Origin of the sequence: Pseudarthrobacter chlorophenolicus, from assembly GCF_000962805.1 — a bacterium.
In the GTDB taxonomy this organism is placed as follows: domain Bacteria; phylum Actinomycetota; class Actinomycetes; order Actinomycetales; family Micrococcaceae; genus Arthrobacter; species Arthrobacter chlorophenolicus_A.
The window spans coordinates 39,357-56,691 of record NZ_JZTW01000023.1 but is presented as its reverse complement, the minus strand read 5'-3'; the positions used below and the strand labels follow the sequence as shown (position 1 = coordinate 56,691).

The 17,335-nt window shown below is 65.9% G+C and carries 17 protein-coding genes; 8 read left to right on the top strand and 9 right to left on the bottom strand.

Translation table 11 applies throughout. The features are described from left to right. Positions 1-165: 165 nt before the first annotated feature. Positions 166-666 carry a flavin reductase family protein gene (locus UC32_RS18190; protein ID WP_045732583.1) on the bottom strand — a complete coding sequence of 167 codons (501 nt, stop codon included), beginning with the start codon at positions 664-666 and terminating at the stop codon, positions 166-168. 152 nt (positions 667-818) lie between these two features. On the opposite strand from UC32_RS18190, the gene UC32_RS18185 reads away from it, so the two are divergent. The 3 genes from UC32_RS18185 (at position 819) to nrdR (ending at position 3,446) form a co-directional block, all read left to right on the top strand. Beyond that, positions 819-1,361 (top strand): hypothetical protein, encoded by a 543-nt coding sequence (locus tag UC32_RS18185; RefSeq protein WP_045732582.1) that lies wholly within the window; start codon positions 819-821, stop codon positions 1,359-1,361. A gap of 9 nt (positions 1,362-1,370) precedes the next feature. After that, positions 1,371-2,747: a histidinol dehydrogenase gene (hisD, locus tag UC32_RS18180; protein WP_045732581.1), complete on the top strand. Its 1,377-nt coding sequence runs from the start codon at positions 1,371-1,373 to the stop codon at positions 2,745-2,747. 195 nt (positions 2,748-2,942) lie between these two features. After that, complete coding sequence (nrdR, locus tag UC32_RS18175; protein ID WP_045732580.1) at positions 2,943-3,446, top strand: transcriptional regulator NrdR; 504 nt, start codon at positions 2,943-2,945, stop codon at positions 3,444-3,446. Between the two features lie 201 nt (positions 3,447-3,647). On the opposite strand, the gene ppgK is transcribed toward nrdR, so the two are convergent. Both ppgK and map read right to left on the bottom strand, forming a co-directional pair. Continuing rightward, on the bottom strand, positions 3,648-4,451 hold the full coding sequence (gene ppgK, locus UC32_RS18170) for a polyphosphate--glucose phosphotransferase (protein ID WP_045732579.1): 804 nt from the start codon (positions 4,449-4,451) through the stop codon (positions 3,648-3,650). Positions 4,452-4,542: 91 nt separating this feature from the next. After that, complete coding sequence (gene map / locus UC32_RS18165; RefSeq protein WP_045732578.1) at positions 4,543-5,421, bottom strand: type I methionyl aminopeptidase; 879 nt, start codon at positions 5,419-5,421, stop codon at positions 4,543-4,545. A gap of 119 nt (positions 5,422-5,540) precedes the next feature. Between map and UC32_RS20630 the strand changes: the two genes are divergently transcribed. Further along, positions 5,541-5,705, top strand: a complete 165-nt coding sequence (locus UC32_RS20630; protein WP_015936797.1) for an SPOR domain-containing protein — start codon at positions 5,541-5,543, stop codon at positions 5,703-5,705. A 33-nt stretch (positions 5,706-5,738) separates the two neighbouring features. Here the strand turns inward: UC32_RS20630 and panB are convergent, their stop codons facing one another. After that, positions 5,739-6,629 carry a 3-methyl-2-oxobutanoate hydroxymethyltransferase gene (panB, locus tag UC32_RS18160; protein ID WP_045732577.1) on the bottom strand — a complete coding sequence of 297 codons (891 nt, stop codon included), beginning with the start codon at positions 6,627-6,629 and terminating at the stop codon, positions 5,739-5,741. A gap of 276 nt (positions 6,630-6,905) precedes the next feature. Between panB and glnA (UC32_RS18155) the strand changes: the two genes are divergently transcribed. From glnA (UC32_RS18155) to UC32_RS18145, 3 genes are read left to right on the top strand one after another with little or no spacing between them, the layout of a single operon-like run. Beyond that, the gene (gene glnA, locus UC32_RS18155) at positions 6,906-8,246 is read left to right on the top strand and encodes a type I glutamate--ammonia ligase (protein WP_045732585.1); all 1,341 of its coding nucleotides are present in this window, start codon (positions 6,906-6,908) and stop codon (positions 8,244-8,246) included. A 9-nt stretch (positions 8,247-8,255) separates the two neighbouring features. Next, the gene (locus tag UC32_RS18150) at positions 8,256-11,267 is read left to right on the top strand and encodes a bifunctional [glutamine synthetase] adenylyltransferase/[glutamine synthetase]-adenylyl-L-tyrosine phosphorylase (RefSeq protein WP_045732576.1); all 3,012 of its coding nucleotides are present in this window, start codon (positions 8,256-8,258) and stop codon (positions 11,265-11,267) included. Continuing rightward, complete coding sequence (locus tag UC32_RS18145; protein WP_045732575.1) at positions 11,257-11,799, top strand: GNAT family N-acetyltransferase; 543 nt, start codon at positions 11,257-11,259, stop codon at positions 11,797-11,799. Before UC32_RS18150 ends, UC32_RS18145 begins: the two co-directional genes overlap by 11 nt. Positions 11,800-12,083: 284 nt before the next feature. Here UC32_RS18145 and glnA (UC32_RS18140) read toward each other — a convergent pair whose 3' ends face one another. Further along, positions 12,084-13,508 carry a type I glutamate--ammonia ligase gene (gene glnA, locus UC32_RS18140; protein ID WP_015936802.1) on the bottom strand — a complete coding sequence of 475 codons (1,425 nt, stop codon included), beginning with the start codon at positions 13,506-13,508 and terminating at the stop codon, positions 12,084-12,086. A gap of 309 nt (positions 13,509-13,817) precedes the next feature. Here glnA (UC32_RS18140) and UC32_RS18135 point away from each other — a divergent pair, with 309 nt between their 5' ends. Next, the gene (locus tag UC32_RS18135) at positions 13,818-14,255 is read left to right on the top strand and encodes an RDD family protein (RefSeq protein WP_015936803.1); all 438 of its coding nucleotides are present in this window, start codon (positions 13,818-13,820) and stop codon (positions 14,253-14,255) included. A gap of 17 nt (positions 14,256-14,272) precedes the next feature. On the opposite strand, the gene UC32_RS18130 is transcribed toward UC32_RS18135, so the two are convergent. The 4 genes from UC32_RS18130 to lipB form a co-directional block, all read right to left on the bottom strand. Further along, entirely contained in the window at positions 14,273-14,644 is a 372-nt protein-coding gene (locus tag UC32_RS18130; RefSeq protein WP_045732574.1) for a DUF3817 domain-containing protein, read from the bottom strand. 158 nt (positions 14,645-14,802) lie between these two features. Then, entirely contained in the window at positions 14,803-15,555 is a 753-nt protein-coding gene (locus UC32_RS18125) for a DUF4191 domain-containing protein (protein ID WP_045732573.1), read from the bottom strand. An 87-nt stretch (positions 15,556-15,642) separates the two neighbouring features. Further along, positions 15,643-16,662: a lipoyl synthase gene (gene lipA, locus UC32_RS18120; RefSeq protein WP_045732572.1), complete on the bottom strand. Its 1,020-nt coding sequence runs from the start codon at positions 16,660-16,662 to the stop codon at positions 15,643-15,645. Continuing rightward, positions 16,659-17,327, bottom strand: a complete 669-nt coding sequence (lipB, locus tag UC32_RS18115; protein WP_015936807.1) for a lipoyl(octanoyl) transferase LipB — start codon at positions 17,325-17,327, stop codon at positions 16,659-16,661. Before lipB ends, lipA begins: the two co-directional genes overlap by 4 nt. Between the last annotated feature and the right edge of the window lie 8 nt (positions 17,328-17,335).

Here is a 17,335-nt window from a genome sequence, read left to right as displayed (position 1 = left end):
AACAACCACCGGCCCCACAGCAGCCTCGGAGGCAAACCACCCACCAGCAGGTGCAAACAACCTACTGACTGAGTACACCTAGGCGCTTTTCCCGCAAGGAAGCACGACGGCGGAAGCCAGCTTTCGTCGTCGTGCGCCCTTCCGCGGGAGGTGCGTTTGCCGGGGCTAGATTTCGTAGTCGAGGGGGACAGGCTGGCCGTAACCCCCGGCGTGGTAAAGCAGGGGCGTGCCTTCGCCGCCCACTTGGCCGTCGACCACCTGGACCACCACCACGGCGTTGTTTTCGAAGGACAGGCGCATCTGCACTTCGCCGATCAGCCAGCCCGCAACGTCCTTCAGCACGGGGACCCCGTGCGGTCCGATGGCCCAGTGGTCGCCCTCAAAACGGTTCCCGGCGGCTGAGAACCGGGCGGCCAGCTGCTGGTTTTCGAGCCCCAGCATGTGGACTCCGATATACGTCGTGTTGGCAACGGCCGGCCAGGAACGCGAACTGCGGGCCATGTTGAACGTGAAGCGTGGCGGCTGGGCGGAGAGCGAAGCCACTGACGTTGCCGTGAAGCCATAGGGCTCGTCCTGGTAGTTGACCGTGATGATGGCCACCCCGGCGGCGTGGCGCCGGAACATTTCCCTGAACGTCCGCTCGAACGGCGCGCTGTTGTCGGTCACCCGGAACTCCTGAAGGCTGGATGGGCATTGCTTGTTCCCCAACCCTATTGTCCGCCTTTCCCGGAGGAGCAACATTCCGACACAGGCGGGAGGGCAACATCCCGAAGCTGGTCCGCGGTCTGGTGGCAGGAACATTTGTTAAGGTTTGTGGCATGACACTTATACCCCGCCGGGACCGGCCGCCCCTGCAGTGGGCCCTCTTCGCCGTTCCCGCGGTTGCCGGTGTTCCCGCGGGAATCCTCTGGTGGGTGCTGGCACCGGGAGGCCTCAACCTGATCACCCGGGACCCTGCGCTGGGTACCGGCTCCAACCCCTCCGTCTGGCTGCCGCGGGACCTCACGCTCGCCGGCCTGATGGTCCTTGCCGGCTGCCTCCTTGCGGTGTTCCTGGCCGACCGCCGCCGTCCACGTCCCGAAGCGTCCCTGGTGCTGGGCCTGGCCGGGGCGCTCATTGGCAGCCTCGTGGCCTGGCAGACGGGTATGTTGGCCGGAAGGCTGTGGGGCGCCCCGGTGGACACCTCCGTAAATGCAAGCCTGGCGTTTTCACTGCGCGCACTGCCGGTGCTGCTCCTGTGGCCGGCAGCCACTGCCATCTCCGTATTTGTCCTGGAACTCCTGGAACAGCTTGGCCGGAAGCCCGGCGCCGTCAACCCGCTGGAGGACGCGGCTGGCACCAGCGGCCGCGGCGCCCCGTAAAATAGTCCGGTGACCATTTCATCGGAGTTCCCCGCCACCCCTGCCACTGCCGTGAACTTCCGGACGGTGGACGTCCGGGGCCGAAACCTGACGCTCGCCGGGCTCCGCGCGGCAGTGCCGCGTGCGCAGGGACAGACGGTGGCCAACGCCGAAGAGAAGGTCCTCGACATCATCGGCGCCGTCCGCGCGCGCGGGTTTGAGGCTTTGGCCGAGTTGGCGCTCCGGTTCGACGGTGTGGAGCAGTCACACCCCCGGGTGCCCACTGAGGCCCTTGCCTCGGCGCTGGACTCCCTGGAGCCCGCCGTCCGGGAGGCCCTGGAGGAATCCATCCGTCGTGCCCGCATCTTCGCTGACGGCCAGCGTCCCCGCAACGTCGACGTGGAACTGGGCGACGGGGCCCTGGTCAGCCAGAACTGGGTTCCGGTAGCGCGGGTGGGCCTCTACGTGCCCGGCGGCCTGGCCGTCTATCCGTCGTCGGTCATCATGAACGTGGTGCCGGCGCTGGCCGCGGGCGTGGAATCCATCGCCTTGGCGTCGCCGCCGCAGAAGGAGTTCGGCGGGCTGCCGCACCCCACCATCCTCGCCGCAGCCGCACTGCTGGGGATCACTGAGGTGTACGCCATCGGCGGCGCACAGGCGATCGCGGCCTTCGCCTACGGCGTAGAGGCTACGGAAGCCGGCCCGGCCATGGAACCCGTGGACGTGGTGACGGGGCCAGGCAACATTTTCGTCGCCACTGCCAAGCGCCTCGTGAAAGGCGTGGTGGGCATCGATTCCGAGGCGGGAACCACCGAGATCGCGATCCTTGCCGACTCCACTGCCCAGCCTGCCCTGGTTGCCGCCGACCTGATCAGCCAGGCAGAACACGACCCCCAGGCGGCCTCGGTCCTGATCACGGATTCGGAGGAACTCGCCGCTGCCGTGCGCGCGGAGCTGGACCTCCAGGCCGCAGCCACCAGGCACTCAGACCGGGTCCGTGAGGCCCTGTCCGGCCCGCAATCCGGAGTAGTGCTGGTGGATGGCCTGGCACAGGGCATCGCGGCCTGCGATGCCTATGCTGCCGAGCACCTGGAGATCATGACTAAGGATGCTTCATCCGTAGCGGCGCGGATCAGGAACGCCGGGGCAATCTTCGTGGGGGACTACAGCCCCGTCAGCCTCGGCGACTACTGCGCCGGCTCAAACCACGTGCTCCCCACCAGCGGAACCGCGGCCTTCTCTTCCGGCCTGAACGTCACCACGTTCCTGCGCGCCATCCAGGTGGTGAACTACAGCCGGGACGCCCTTGCCGAAGTCAGCAGCCACATCGTGAACCTGTCGCGCGCAGAGGACCTGCCCGCCCACGGTGACGCGGTGACGGCGCGCTTCCCGGGCGCCGCCGGCTAAGCCCCAAGAGGGCTCCGGCACTACATGTAGTTGGCCCGCCCACTACATGTAGTAATGACACGCTTGTTATTCGCGTGCCCGCCGCCGTAAACTGGAGGCTGCGGCCGTGATGCCGCCAACCTGTGCCACCATAGTCTTCACCTGCCGAATGCCGAACCCACAGTCCCCGAAGGGACCCTGCGAGAGAGGGACGCCATGTACTGTCCGTTCTGCCGCAATCCCGACTCGCGCGTCGTGGACAGCCGGATGGCTGACGACGGCTCGGCCATCCGCCGGCGCCGCCAGTGCCCGGAGTGCGGGCGCAGGTTCACCACCGTGGAGACCACCAGCCTGTCGGTCATCAAGCGGTCCGGGGTGGGCGAACCCTTCAGCCGCAGCAAGGTCATCAACGGCGTCCGCAAGGCCTGCCAGGGACGGCCTGTGAGTGAAGACGACCTCGCCATGCTGGCGCAGGAAGTCGAAGAGCAAATCCGTGCCTCCGGCGCCGCGGAAATAGACGCCCATGAGGTGGGCCTGGTCATTCTTGGGCCGCTGCAGAAGCTGGACGAGGTGGCTTACCTTCGCTTCGCGAGCGTCTACCAGGCCTTCGAATCCCTTGAGGACTTCGAGGCGGCCATCGCCCAGCTCCGCCATGAGGCGCAGGCAGATGCCACGGAACGCCCCGCCACGCCGCGGAAGCCGGAAAAGACTTCCCTATAAGACTTCCGGCGGCAGCTGCGGAGGGGAAGCTGCAGCTGCCGCCGGTACCTCACCCCTGACGACGCCGCACGACCAGCCATGGCCGTCCAGCGCGGCGGCCCGGCGGGTCCCACAAAACCTGAGACCAAAACGCAGAACACCCCTCCCGGATCGGAAGGGGTGTTCTGGGCTAACCGGGCAGGGCCGGCCTTGCGGTGCAGCTCACTTGGTGAGCTTGTGCTGCAGCGCTATCTCGACTGCGGCGCCCACAATCCCGGCTTCATTCCGGAGCACGGCCGGGACAATCGGGGTGCGGAGCTTGAGGTTGGGCAGGTATTCGTCGGCACGCTTGGAGATGCCTCCGCCAACAATGAACAGTTCGGGGGAGAACAGGAACTCAACATGGGAGAAGTAGCGCTGCAGCAGCACGCTGTATTCGTCCCAGGAGAGCCCGTCCCGTTCACGTGCCACTGCGGATGCCTTGGTCTCTGCATCGAAACCGTCCACCTCCAGGTGGCCCAGCTCGGCGTTCGGAACGAGCTTCCCGTCGAAGATGAAGGCCGAGCCGATTCCGGTGCCGAGCGTGATGACCAGGACGGTTCCCTTGACGCCCTCGCCCGCGCCGTAGCGGGCTTCCGCGAGTCCGGCGGCATCGGCGTCGTTGATGACCTCAACCGGACGGCCCAGCCGGGCGGTGAGGAGGGCATCAATGTCGGTGTCGAGCCAGCTCTTGTCCACATTCGCAGCGGAGTGGACCACGCCGTGCTGGATGATGCCGGGGAAGGTCACACCGACCGGCGAGCCGGCCTCGGGGGCCTCGGGACGCGCGGACAGCTCGGCCACTACCAGTGCCACGGCCTCGGCCACGGCTTCGGGCGTGGCCGGCTGCGGCGTGGGTACACGGAACCGGTCACCCATCAGCTTGCCCTTTTTCAGGTCGACGATGCCGCCCTTGATTCCCGTGCCTCCGATGTCGATGCCGATCAGCGGGGCGTTCTTGTGCGACTTCTCGTCTTTCTTGGCCAATGGGTTTCCGTTCGTGGCAGGGGGCGGGCAGGAAATAGGGTGCCGGGTGGCTTGCGGCCCTCGCAGGCCTGTGCGGCCGCAGTGCGGCGCGTTAGGGCAGGGTAAGGATTTCGGCGCCGTTTTCGGTGACGAGGAGGGTGTGCTCGAACTGGGCGGTGCGCTTGTGGTCTTTGGTCACAACGGTCCAGTCGTCGGCCCACATGTCCCATTCCACGGTGCCCAGCGTGAGCATCGGTTCAATGGTGAAGACCATGCCGGCTTCGATGACGGTGTTGTAGGCCGGGGCAGCGTCGTAGTGCGGGATGATCAGCCCGGTGTGGAAAGCCTCGCCCACGCCGTGCCCGGTGAAGTCCCGGACCACGCCGTAGCCGAAGCGCTTCGCGTAGGACTGGATGGCGCGGCCGATGACGTTGATTTCGCGGCCCGGGGCAACGGCCTTGATGGCCCGGTTCAGGGATTCCTGTGTCCGTTCCACCAGCAGCCGGGAATCTTCATCAACGTCGCCCACCAGGAAGGTGTAGTTGGTGTCGCCGTGGACGCCATTAATGAAGGCGGTGATGTCGATGTTGATGATGTCGCCGTCCTGGACCACCGTGCTGTCCGGGATACCGTGGCAGATGACCTCGTTCAGCGAGGAGCACAGGGACTTGGGGAACCCCCGGTAGCCAAGCGTGGAGGGATAGGCTTTGTGGTCGAGCAGGAACTCATGGCCCACCTTGTCCAGCTGGTCCGTGGTGACGCCCGGCTGAATGTGCTTTCCCACCTCGACGATGGCTTGCGCCGCGATCTTGCCCGCGACGCGGATCTTCTCGATGGTCTCCGCAGACTTCACCTCCGAGCCGGTGAATTTGGCGGGGGCGGGTTTGCCCACATACTCCGGCCGGGGAATGGACGCCGGGACAGGACGCTGCGGGCTGACGGTACCGGGGGTGAGGGTGCCGATGGGTGCAGTCGAGGCAAGGGAAGGCATAGATTGATCATATAAGGCACCACAGAACGCCTAACAACCGCAAAGCCGGGTACGCCGCCGTAAGAATCAACGTTACGCGGATCACGTTCCGGACGCGCCGGCCGAACCGAGGAGCAGCAATGCCTGAGTACTGGTACAACGTCAATACCCACGAGGTCGAAGAGGACAGGCTTTCCGACTGGAGCCAGCTGATCGGGCCTTACAAGACGAGGGAAGAGGCCGAGCACGCGATCGAAAAAGTCCGTGCGCGGAACGAGGCCTGGGAAAAGGGCGACGACGACTGACGGGCAGGTGCCCGCCCGGAAGCAGGTGCCGGACTAGAAGGAGTGCTCGGGGCCCGGAAACTGCCCGGTCCGGACGTCGTTGCCGTACTGTGTGGCCGCATCCAGCAGCGTGCTGCGAAGGTCCGCGTACTGCTTGACGAACTTCGCCATCCGGCCGCCGCGCAGTCCGGCCATGTCCTGCCAGACGAGCACCTGCCCGGTGGTTTCCTTGCCCGCGCCGATGCCCACAGTGGGAACGTCGACGGCGGCGTCCACGGCGGCGGCCGTTTCGGCCGGGACCATTTCCATGAGCACACAGAACGCGCCGGCGCCGGCCAAAGCGACAGCGTCGTCAATCAGGCGCTGTGCATCGTCGCCGCGGCCCTGCACACGGTAGCCGCCCAGGGCATGTTCGCTTTGCGGGGTGAAGCCGATGTGGGCCATGACCGGAACACCGGCCTGGACCATGGCCCGTACGGTGGGGGCGTAGTAGGCGCCGCCTTCGATCTTGACCGCATGTGCCAGGCCTTCTTTCAAAAAGCGCACGCCGGTGGCCACCGCCTGCTCCGCTGAAACCTCGTAGCTGCCGAAAGGCAGGTCCGCTACCACCAGGGCGCGCTGGGCGGTACGCGCCACCGCCCGGCACAGCGGGAGGAGCTCGTCAACGGTGACGGGCAGGGAGGTCTCGTTTCCAAAGACATTGTTGGAGGCGGAGTCACCCACCAGCAGGACCTCGATCCCGGCCGCGTCGAAGATTTCCGCCGTGTACTGCTCGTAGGCGGTCAGCATCGCGAACCGGGTTCCGTCCCGCTTGGCCTGCTGCAGGTGGTGGATTCGCACCTTGGCCGGCTTTCGCTCAGCTGCGGGAGCCGGCTGCGCGGGGCCGCTGCCGTAGGGGGCGGGTACTTCAGCGGACGCGCGTGATTCGGAGCTGTTGGAGGCCATGGGACGAGCGTAGTGCGGTACCTGCCGTCCTAGCTACCGCGGGGGCGGGCGGTAAAGGTGATAACCGTCATAGCCAGGGGCATCGGTAGGCCGCCGGTGGTCGCGAAAACCGGCGCCGCGGGCCGCCGCCGGCAATGCGCCAGGTTAATGCTGTGTTACGTGCGGCGCAGGCTCAAGCATCGGCGTCGAATGCTTAGTACAGTGTTGGTGAACTGCTGCCGGCTTTCCCCATGCGTGGACCCGGAGCATGGACGTTTGACCGGAGAAGAGGCCATCATGGACCGCCAGCAAGAATTTGTCCTGCGCACTATCGAAGAGCGCGACGTACGTTTCGTGCGCCTGTGGTTCACCGACGTCGTGGGATCGCTGAAGTCCGTGGCATTGGCGCCGGCAGAGGTCGAAGGGGCTTTTGAGGAAGGCCTTGGCTTCGACGGATCCTCCATCGAGGGCCTGGCGCGCGTCTTTGAATCAGACATGCTGCTGCAGCCCGATCCCGCCACCTTCCAGATCCTGCCATGGCGCGGCGAGACGGAACAGACCTCGCGCATGTTCTGCGACATCCTCACCCCCGACGGCGAACCCTCCACCGCTGACCCCCGCAACGTGCTCAAGCGCACCCTGGCCAAGGCCGCGGACATGGGCTTCACCTGCTACACCCATCCGGAGATCGAGTTCTACCTCCTTAAATCCCAGGAGCCCGGCCCCGACGGCGCGCCCGTGCCGGTTGACGAAGGCGGCTACTTCGACCACGTGCCGGGCGGCGTGGCCCAGGACTTCCGCCGGACCGCGGTGACCATGCTCGAGTCGGTGGGCATCTCAGTGGAATTCAGCCACCACGAGGGCGGTCCGGGCCAGAACGAGATCGACCTCCGCTACGCCGATGCCCTGCAGACGGCGGACAACATCATGACCTTCCGCACGGTCATCAAGGAAGTCGCCCTGCAGCAGGGAACCTACGCCACCTTCATGCCCAAGCCGTTCACGGCCCACCCCGGCTCCGGCATGCACACGCACTTCTCCCTGTTCGAAGGCGACAGCAACGCGTTCTTCGAAGCCGGGTCCGAGTACCAGCTGTCCAAGACAGCCCGCCAGTTCATCGCCGGCATCCTCAAGCACGCTCCCGAGTTCACCGCTGTGACCAACCAGTTCGTGAACTCCTACAAGCGGCTGTGGGGCGGCGGCGAGGCTCCGAGCTACCTCAGCTGGGGCCACAACAACCGTTCCGCGCTGGTCCGTGTGCCGCTATACAAGCCGGGGAAGGGCCAGTCCGCCAGGATCGAATACCGCGGGATCGACTCGGCAGCCAACCCCTACCTGGCCTACGCGGTGCTTCTGGGCGCGGGCCTCAAGGGCATCGAGGAAGGTTACGACCTCCCGGCCGCCGCCGAAGACGATGTCTGGTCGCTGAGCTCGGCCGAACGCCGGGCCATGGGCCACGATCCCCTGCCTGCCAGCCTGCACGACGCCATCCGCGCCATGGAGGATTCGGAACTGATGCCGCAGATCCTGGGCGAGCAGGTGTTCGAGCACTTCCTCCGCAACAAGCGGGCGGAATGGCAGGACTACCGCCTGCAGGTGACGCCTTACGAGCTGCAGCGCAACCTCGGCATCCTTTAGGCTGCGGGCGTGAGCCTGGCACGCCGCCTAATCGCGGCCGGATTCAGCGACCTGGAAAAAGGCGAACGCTTCCTGGCGGCGAGTGAGCTGGAAGGGCTGGACCAGGACCGGCTGTTTGCCGGACTCCAGCTGTCGGCCAGCCCGGATGCCGCGCTGCAGTCCCTGGTACGGCTGATCGAAAAGCACCCCGACCTTCGTGCGGTGGCCGGGGCGGATCCTGAAACCAGTGAGCCGCTGTACCGGGTGCTCGGTGCCTCGGAGGCCCTGGGTGAGTTCCTGATCCGCCACCCCGAACACCTCGCGGCGTTCAACGTGCGCACCAGCCCGGAGCCCCTTCCCGCAGACCCTGCGGAGCTGCGGTCCACCCTGCTGCAGTCGGTGGGTGCTGATCCCCGGGCTGCGCGTCCCGTTGCTGCCGTGACAGGCGCGGAGGCCTACGCTGCGTTGCGGACGGCGTACCGCAGGGGAGTGGTGGACCTGGCCATCAAGGATCTCTGTGCCGCGGATCCGCTGGACTTCCTGCCGTCCGTGGGAGGCGAGCTGGCCGACCTCGCCGGCGCGGCCATCGAAGCCGGCCTTGCCGTGTCGCGGGCCGAGGCGGCAGAACAGTTCGACGCCGCCGACGTCGCCGACGTTGGTTTGGCGGTCATCGGAATGGGCAAATGCGGCGCCCGGGAACTTAACTACATCTCCGACGTCGACGTCATCTATGTCATCGATGCCGGGCAGTTGGAGGACGCGCACGCCAACACCATCGGAACCGCGCTGGCCAGTGGCATCTCCCGTGCCATCTCTTCCGTGGCGCGCGAACCAGGCCTTTGGGAGGTAGACGCGAATCTCCGGCCGGAGGGCAAATCCGGGCCATTGGTGCGCACCCTGGCCTCCCACGAGGCCTACTACGCACGCTGGGCCGAAAGCTGGGAGTTCCAGGCACTGCTGAAAGCCCGCACCATCGCCGGCGACACAGAACTGGGCCGCCGCTACGAGGAAGCTGTAGCCCCGCTGATCTGGAATTCTGCAGGCCGGGACGGGTTCGTCGAGTCCGTCCAGGCCATGCGCCGCCGGGTGACCGAACACATCCCCGCTGCCGAGGAGCAGCGCCAGATTAAGTTGGGCCGCGGCGGCCTGCGCGACGTGGAGTTCACGGTCCAGCTGCTGCAGCTGGTCCACGGCAAAGCGGATGAGACATTACGACGGCGGGACACCACGTCGGCGATCGCGGCGTTGTCGGCGGGCGGTTACATCGGGCGCACGGACGCCGCAGCCTTCGACAACGCCTACCGGTACCTCCGGCTCCTGGAACACCGGATCCAGCTGTTCCAGCTGCGCCGCACGCACCTGATGCCGGTAGCCGAACCTGCGCTGCGCGCCCTGGCAAAGGCGGTGCTTGGCCCGTTCTCCAATGATCGGCCGCACCCTGATGCCCTGCTGAGCGCCTGGCAGAAGACGAAACGGTCCGTCAGGGAACTGCACGAGCGGATTTTCTACCGGCCACTGCTCAACACGGCCGCCAAGCTCAGCAGCGAGGATGCCAGGCTCACCCCCGAGGCTGCCCAGGCCCGGCTCGCGGCACTTGGATACAGTGACCCGCAGGGTGCCATGCGGCACATCGAAGCCCTGACGGCCGGTGTCAGCCGGCGGGCAGCCCTGCAGCGGCAGCTGCTCCCCATCCTCCTGGACTGGCTTGCCGAGGGCGTGGATCCCGACGCCGGCCTGCTGGCCTTCCGCCGGGTCAGCGAGGCACTCGGAACCACCCACTGGTACCTTGGCCTGCTCCGCGATTCCAACGCGGCGGCGGAGCGGCTCTGCCACATGCTCTCCAATTCGCGGCTGATCGCCGACCTGCTGGAAGTGTCACCGGAGTCGGTTGCCTGGCTTGGGCAGGACAAGGACCTTGTTCCGGTGTCCTTCGAAGCGCAGTGGCAGGAAATCACGTCCAAGATGTCACGGCACTCGGATCCCGAGAGCGCCATGCGCCTGATCCGGCTCATCCGCCGCCGGGAAATCCTCCGCATCGCCGTGGCCGATTCGGCAGGGCTGCTGGACCAGGACCAGGTGGGTTCTGCCCTCGCGGATACGGACCGGGCCGCCGTCCTGGGTGCCCTGCGCGTGGCCGAGGGGATCGTGGCCGCCGGCGGACCCCTGAAGACCGCCGTGCTGGTGGTTGCCATGGGCCGGCAGGGCGGGCGGGAAATCGGCTACGGGTCCGACGCCGATGTCATGTACGTCCACCGGGCCTTGGCGGGCTTTTCCGAGGCTGAGGCCCAGGAACAGGCGGGCAGGATCGTAGCCAAGGTGTCCAGCCTGCTGACCCAGCCGTTGAAGCCTGCCATTATGGCCGAACGCGTCCTGCAGATGGACGCTGACCTTCGCCCGGAGGGCAAAAACGGGGCCATGGTCCGCTCCCTGGAATCCTTTGCCGAGTACTACCGCCGCTGGTCGCTGATCTGGGAAGCGCAGGCGTTGCTCCGCGCGCGTCCGATGGCCGGTGACGATGGCCTCGCCGCCGATTTCCTGGCACTGATTGACCCCATCCGCTATCCCGAGTCCGTTGCGGTGCAGGACGTCCGGGAGATCCGCAGGGTCAAGGCCCGCGTGGAGTCGGAACGGTTGCCCCGCGGCGCCGATCCCGCCCGGCACCTGAAGCTGGGCCGCGGCGGCCTCAGCGACGTCGAATGGCTCGTCCAGCTGCTCCAGCTCCAGCACGCCGGAAAACACCCGGAGCTGCGGAGCACGTCCACCCTTCCGGCGCTGGAGGCCGCGGCTACGTTGGGGCTGCTGTCCCGGGACGACGCAGAGACGCTGGCGCAGGCCTGGCGGCTGGCGAGCAGGATCAGGTCCGCTAACGTCATCTGGAACGGCAAGGCGTCCGACCTCCTGCCTTCGTCCCGCCGCGACCTGGAAGCGGTGGCCCGGTGGTGCGGCTACGAGCCCGGCCACGCCGCCGCCCTGGAGGAGGACTACCTCCGGGTCAGCCGGCGGGCACGGGGCGTCTTCGAGCGCATCTTCTATGGGCACTGACGGGTTCCCTGGGTCCGTCTGGATCATCCAGCTGCGGGACCTTGATGCGGACGCCCAGGCAATCCAGCTGGACGCTGTGGCCCGGCTCCGGCTCGGGCCCGGCCAGGAAAGATTCGTAGGTGATCCTTTGCGGATGGCCCTCACCGGCCTGGCCGAAGAGGGGCGGCATCCCTGTGTGATGGAAGCCGGCGGGCGTGCAATAGGCGTGCTCACCCTGCAGTCCGGAGCAGCCACCCTGGCCGGCTGGCCGGATGACCGCTCCGCCTGGCTGCTCCGGGGATTCCTCGTGGACCGGCGCCAGCAGGGCAAAGGCCTGGGGACGCTGGGGGCTGCCGCGGCCGTGGTGGCGGCAGGAAAACTTGAGCGCCGGCACAGAACCGGTGCTTCCGGCGTCGTGCTCTCCGTCAACGAGGCCAACGGAGCCGGACTGGCGGCGTACCTGAAGGCCGGCTTCGTGGACCACGGCCAGTACACCGGCGGGTCCGCGGGGCCGCAGCGGACCCTGTTCATGCCTTTCGCCAAGCCACAATGAGGTAACACCGGCGGGCCCTTATTGCGTTGGGAAACCGTTTATTCGATGATGTGGAATGGCGGTGTTCTTCAACCTTGTTGGGGGGAAGGCTCGAACAGTCTTCGTCTCGGGGGGCATTCGTCAGGAGGTCTGGCTCCCGGTCTCAGCACGTCTGGAGCCGGGCCTCCACCTTTTGATCAATCCGGGCCTCCGGCCCGGGAACGTGAAAGGCGGCCACCGGGATCACCGGTGGCCGCCTTTCGCTGTCTCAGCGGTCCTGGCAATACTGCCAGGGGGACTGGAGACTAGACGCCGTAGTAGAGCTCGAACTCGTAGGGGTTCGGGCGCAGGGACAGCGGGCGGATCTCGTTCTCGTACTTGTACTCGATCCAGGTGTCGATCAGGTCCTGGGTGAAGACGCCGCCGGCCTGCAGGAACTCGTTGTCCTCGCGCAGTGCTTCCAGGGCTTCTTCCAGGGTGCCCGGAGCCTTGGGGATGTCCTTGGCTTCCTCGGCGGGCAGCTCGTAGAGATCCTTGTCGATCGGCGCCGGGGGCTCGATGCGGTTGCGGATGCCGTCAATGCCGGCCATCAGCTGGGCAGCGAACGCCAGGTACGGGTTCGAGGAGGGGTCCGGAGCGCGGAATTCGATGCGCTTGGCCTTCGGGTTCGAACCGGTGATCGGGATGCGGATACCGGCGGAGCGGTTGCCCTGCGAGTAAACCATGTTGACCGGAGCCTCGAAGCCCTTGACCAGGCGGCGGTAGGAGTTCACCGTCGGGTTGGTGAAAGCCAGGACGGCGTCGGCGTGCTTCAGCAGGCCGCCGATGTACCAGCGGGCGGTGTCGGACAGGCCGGCGTAGCCCTTTTCGTCGTAGAACAGCGGGTCGCCGTTGCTCCACAGCGACTGGTGGCAGTGCATGCCCGAGCCGTTGTCACCGAAGACCGGCTTCGGCATGAAGGTGACCGACTTGCCCCAGGCGTCCGCGGTGTTCTTGATGACGTACTTGAACTTCTGCAGGTCATCGGCAGCGTGGGTCAGGGTGGTGAACTTGTAGTTGATCTCAGCCTGGCCGGCGGATCCAACTTCGTGGTGGCTGCGCTCGACCTCGAGGCCGGCCTCGTCCAGGGCGACACACATGGCGTCGCGCAGGTCAGCCTGCTTGTCGGTGGGGGAAACCGGGAAGTAGCCGCCCTTGACGGGGGTCTTGTAACCGAGGTTTCCGCCCTCTTCCTCGCGGCCGGTGTTCCAGTGAGCTTCTTCGGAGTCGATCTTGTAGAAGCTGCCCTGCGGGGAGGACTGGTACTGGACGTTGTCGAAGACGAAGAACTCGGCCTCGGGAGCGAAGAAAGCGGTGTCGGCGATGCCGGTGGAAGCCAGGTACGCTTCGGCCTTCTCGGCTACGCCGCGGGGATCGCGGTGGTAGGGATCGCCGGTGCGCGGGTTCACGATGGAGAAGTTCAGCGCAAGGGTCTTTTCCATGCGGAAGGTGTCCAGGAACGCGGTGGTCACATCGGGGATCAGCTGCATGTCCGATTCGGCGATGCCCTGGAAGCCGCGGATGGAAGAACCGTCGAAGAGCTGGCCGTTGACGAAGAAGTCAGCGTCAACGCTCTTGGCCGGAACGTTGAAGTGCTGCTGGACGCCGGGAAGATCGGTGAAGCGGATATCGACGAACTTTACATCTTCGTCCTTGATGAACTTGAGGACTTCGTCCGCAGTCTTGAACATCTATGCTCCTAACGCATATGTAAATATCTGGCCGCAGCCATATGGTCCAGCGCAATCCGAAAGCAGGGAAGACGCAAGGTTTTCCCTGCTGTGGCCCTGCCGCAGATACCTGCCGGGTAGATTGCTTGAAACTGCTAACAGCCTATGGACGCGGCATTTCCCGTCCGTGTCCACATTGTTTCGGGCAGGTTACAGAATGCCCTGTTATGACCACGCTATCGGGTGTCCACACTGTGGTCTAACCCCATCCGCGATGTGGGCGTCACACACCCGGCCGGCACGCGGGATGAAGGCCGGTAAACTTGGACGGTGGTAGATCGCAAAGACCTTGGCTCATGGCTCACCGGGCCGGACACCTCCGGCATTTCCAAGTACCCGGGTGAGCGCCTGGGCTTGCCAGAATCGGGGCCGGGGTCCATTGCCCGGGCCGGCCGGCGGATCATTGCCATCATGATCGACTGGGGAATTGCCCTGCTGATCAGCAACTTCGCCTTCGCCGGCGATTCATGGGCCACCCTGGGAATTTTCGCCCTTGAGCAGATCCTCCTGGTGGGCACCCTCGGGTACAGCATCGGCCACCGGGTGGTTGGTATCTCGGTAGTGCGCCCCGGCGGCGGGACTCCGGGACCGTTGGCCGCCCTGGTGCGGGCCGTGCTGCTGTGCCTGGTGATCCCGGCCGTGATCTTTGACCCGGACCAGCGCGGCCTGCACGACAAAGCCATGAACACCCTGCTGATCCGCCGCTGAACGGACGGAGCAGGCCGCTAGACCTGGCTTTCTTCCGGAGCCTTGGACGGGCGGGCCTCCGGGGCGGATGTCCCGGCGTCAGCCGCCGTCAGCAGATTCCGCTTATCTGCCCAGCGTTCGAAGAGAATGGTGGCGAACGGGAAGACTGCTGAGAGCCCGGCAAAAAGTGCCACGGTGAAAGGCCAGCGCTGCAGGCGCCAAAGCACCAGGGCTGTTACGCCGTAGCCAACAAACAGCGCTCCATGGATAGGTCCGGCCACCTGTACACCGATCTCGGTGGTGCCGGCGATCCATTTGAAGTACATGCCGATCAGTAAAGCGGCCCAGCTGAATGCTTCGGCGACGGCGAGGATTCGGAAAGTGCGGATGGCGGCGTTGCGAAGGGGCATGGGGTGTCCTGTCCTGTCCGGTAGGGCGGTCGTCATCGTTGGTTGGCGGGCGGCGGCAAATGCCCGGGCGCCGGGCACGTGCTGGCGTGAAGATTTGGCCTGTGCAAGAAAACGCCCCGGCTGCCGGAAGGATCCGGTGGCCGGGGCGCTGTTCAGGCCTAGCGTCCGCGGTTGGGGCGGGCTTTATAGGGGTCGATGCCCTTGGGGATGGGCAGCCGGTTCCCCAGGGATGCGATCCGCTTGGAAACGGCATTCACTTCAAGCTTGGTCAGTTCTTTCTTCAGCTTGCCCATCTTCTTTGCCACCTGGCTGATGGGCACCTGGCCCTCGCCGCGGCCGCTTTCGATGACGTGCACCGTCACATTGGGCAGGATCCGGGCAAGGCGCTTGCGCTCGGCATCCAGCAGCGGCTTCACCCGGAGGGTGGGGCCTTCGCTGACAAGTACGACGCCGGGACGGCCGATGGCGCGGAACACGGCATCCTGCGTGCGGGCGTTGACGGCGACAGGCTGTTCTTCGGTGATCCAGCCGCGGCGGAGGGTGCCCAGTGCGGCGCCGGAGGCTCCCGGCTGGTTTTCGATCTGCGCGAAGGCCGCCCGTTCCGCGCGCCGGGACAGGATCAGCGTGGCGCCGAGCAGGCCCAGCGGAATTCCGATGATCAGGCCGGTGATCCAGTTTTCAAGCCAGAAACCCACCAGGAAGCTGACGGCCACAACGCCCAGGAAGATCAGCAGCATCAGCCACGGAACCATGGGGTCGTGGCGGCGGGTCATGTTGAAGACCTCGCCGATCTGCTTGAGGCGGCTGGGCTTTTTGGCCTTGGCCTCTTTCGGCTTGCGGGAGAACAGCCCGCGCTTTGCTGCGCTGGAGTCCGCCGGGGTGGAGTTGCTGGAGTCAGGGGATTTCGCCATAGTGCCTCAATTCTACGTGACCAAAGACGAAGGGCCGGACGCCGGAATGATCCGGTGTCCGGCCCGTAAGGGTTCCAGCTGCTGGCGTCAGGAGTGCGCGGCCAGGAGGGTGGCTGCTTCCTGGCGGGTGGTGCCGGAGTCCTGGATGCCGTCGGCGATGTGGGCGAGGTTGGCGGGGATGTCGCGGCCTTTTTTGCGCATGGCGGTGGCCCAGAGGCGGCCGGCGCGGTAGGAGGAGCGGACCAGGGGCCCGGACATGACGCCGAGGAAGCCGATTTCTTCGGCTTCGTGCTGGAGGTCCACGAATTCCTGGGGTTTGACCCAGCGGTCCACGGGGAGGTGGCGTTCGGAGGGGCGGAGGTACTGGGTGATGGTGATCAGGTCGCAGCCGGCGGCGTGGAGGTCGGCCAGGGCTTCGCTGATTTCTTCGCGGGTTTCGCCCATGCCGAGGATGAGGTTGGATTTGGTGACCATGCCCAGGTTCCGGCCCTGGGTGATGACGTCCAGGGAGCGTTCGTAGCGGAAGGCGGGGCGGATGCGCTTGAAGATCCGGGGGACGGTTTCGACGTTGTGGGCGAAGACTTCGGGGTTGGAGTCGCAGATGGCCTTGATGTGGTCGGGGTTGCCGGAGAAGTCGGGGATGAGGAGTTCGACGCCGGTGCCGGGGTTCAGTTCGTGTATTTTGCGGACGGTTTCGGCGTAGAGCCAGACGCCTTCGTCTTCGAGGTCGTCGCGGGCCACGCCGGTGACGGTGGCGTAGCGCAGGGCCATGGATTGGACCGAGCGGGCCACTTTGGTGGGTTCGAACCTGTCCACGGGGGAGGGTTTGCCGGTGTCGATCTGGCAGAAGTCGCAGCGGCGGGTGCATTCGGAGCCGCCGATGAGGAAGGTGGCTTCCTTGTCTTCCCAGCATTCGAAGATGTTGGGGCAGCCGGCTTCTTCGCAGACGGTGTGCAGGCCTTCTTTTTTGACCAGGTTCTTGAGTCCGACGAATTCCGGGCCCATCTGGACTTTGGCCTTGATCCATTCCGGCTTGCGTTCCACCGGTGTGGCCGCGTTGCGCTGCTCGATCCGCAGCAACTTCCGGCCTTCGGGTGCCAATGTCACAGTAGAGCTCCTTCGGGGCTTGAAACGAGTGCTTCTTCGTGCTTGCGGAATTCTTCCACGAAGCGTTCGGCGATGTCGGCGGGGCGGATGTCCTTCCCGGTTTCCCGGGACATGGTGGTGACGCCGGCGTCGGTGATGCCACAGGCGATGATCTGCCCGTAGGGGGCGAGGTCGTTGCTGCAGTTGATGGCGACGCCGTGCATGGTCACTCCGTTCAGGACACGGATGCCGATGGCGGCGATTTTGCGGTCGGGCCCGTTGGCGTCGGCTTTGACCCAGACGCCGGCGCGGCCCTTGATGCGTTCTGCGCGGATGCCGTAATCGGCCATGACGGCGATCATGACCGCTTCGAGCCGCTCCACATAGTCACGAATCCCGGCGCGGTTCTTCAGTTTCAGGATGGGGTACGCGATGAGCTGGCCCGGACCATGCCAGGTGAGCTTGCCACCGCGGTCCACGGCCACCACGGGAGTTCCGTCGAAAGGCCGTTCGTGGTCCTCGGTCAGCTTGCCTGCAGTGTAAACGGCTGCGTGCTCCAGCAGGAGGACGGTACTGGGTGCCTCACCGGCCACCACTTTTCCGTGAAGCTCGCGTTGAACGTCCCAGGCATGCTGGTAATCAACGAACTCCGGGGCAAGACCCAGCCCTGAAAACTCAAGAGTCATGCCTTCCA

Excerpts from the sequence above, each read along its gene's own strand:
- UC32_RS18185 (WP_045732582.1), top strand. The coding sequence starts at position 819 with ATGACACTTATACCCCGCCGGGACCGGCCGCCCCTGCAGTGGGCCCTC.
- nrdR (WP_045732580.1), top strand. The coding sequence starts at position 2,943 with ATGTACTGTCCGTTCTGCCGCAATCCCGACTCGCGCGTCGTGGACAGC.
- map (WP_045732578.1), bottom strand. The coding sequence starts at position 5,421 with ATGCCTTCCCTTGCCTCGACTGCACCCATCGGCACCCTCACCCCCGGT.
- UC32_RS20630 (WP_015936797.1), top strand. The coding sequence starts at position 5,541 with ATGCCTGAGTACTGGTACAACGTCAATACCCACGAGGTCGAAGAGGAC.
- panB (WP_045732577.1), bottom strand. The coding sequence starts at position 6,629 with ATGGCCTCCAACAGCTCCGAATCACGCGCGTCCGCTGAAGTACCCGCC.
- glnA (WP_045732585.1), top strand. The coding sequence starts at position 6,906 with ATGGACCGCCAGCAAGAATTTGTCCTGCGCACTATCGAAGAGCGCGAC.
- UC32_RS18145 (WP_045732575.1), top strand. The coding sequence starts at position 11,257 with ATGGGCACTGACGGGTTCCCTGGGTCCGTCTGGATCATCCAGCTGCGG.
- glnA (WP_015936802.1), bottom strand. The coding sequence starts at position 13,508 with ATGTTCAAGACTGCGGACGAAGTCCTCAAGTTCATCAAGGACGAAGAT.
- UC32_RS18130 (WP_045732574.1), bottom strand. The coding sequence starts at position 14,644 with ATGCCCCTTCGCAACGCCGCCATCCGCACTTTCCGAATCCTCGCCGTC.
- UC32_RS18125 (WP_045732573.1), bottom strand. The coding sequence starts at position 15,555 with ATGGCGAAATCCCCTGACTCCAGCAACTCCACCCCGGCGGACTCCAGC.
- lipB (WP_015936807.1), bottom strand. The coding sequence starts at position 17,327 with ATGACTCTTGAGTTTTCAGGGCTGGGTCTTGCCCCGGAGTTCGTTGAT.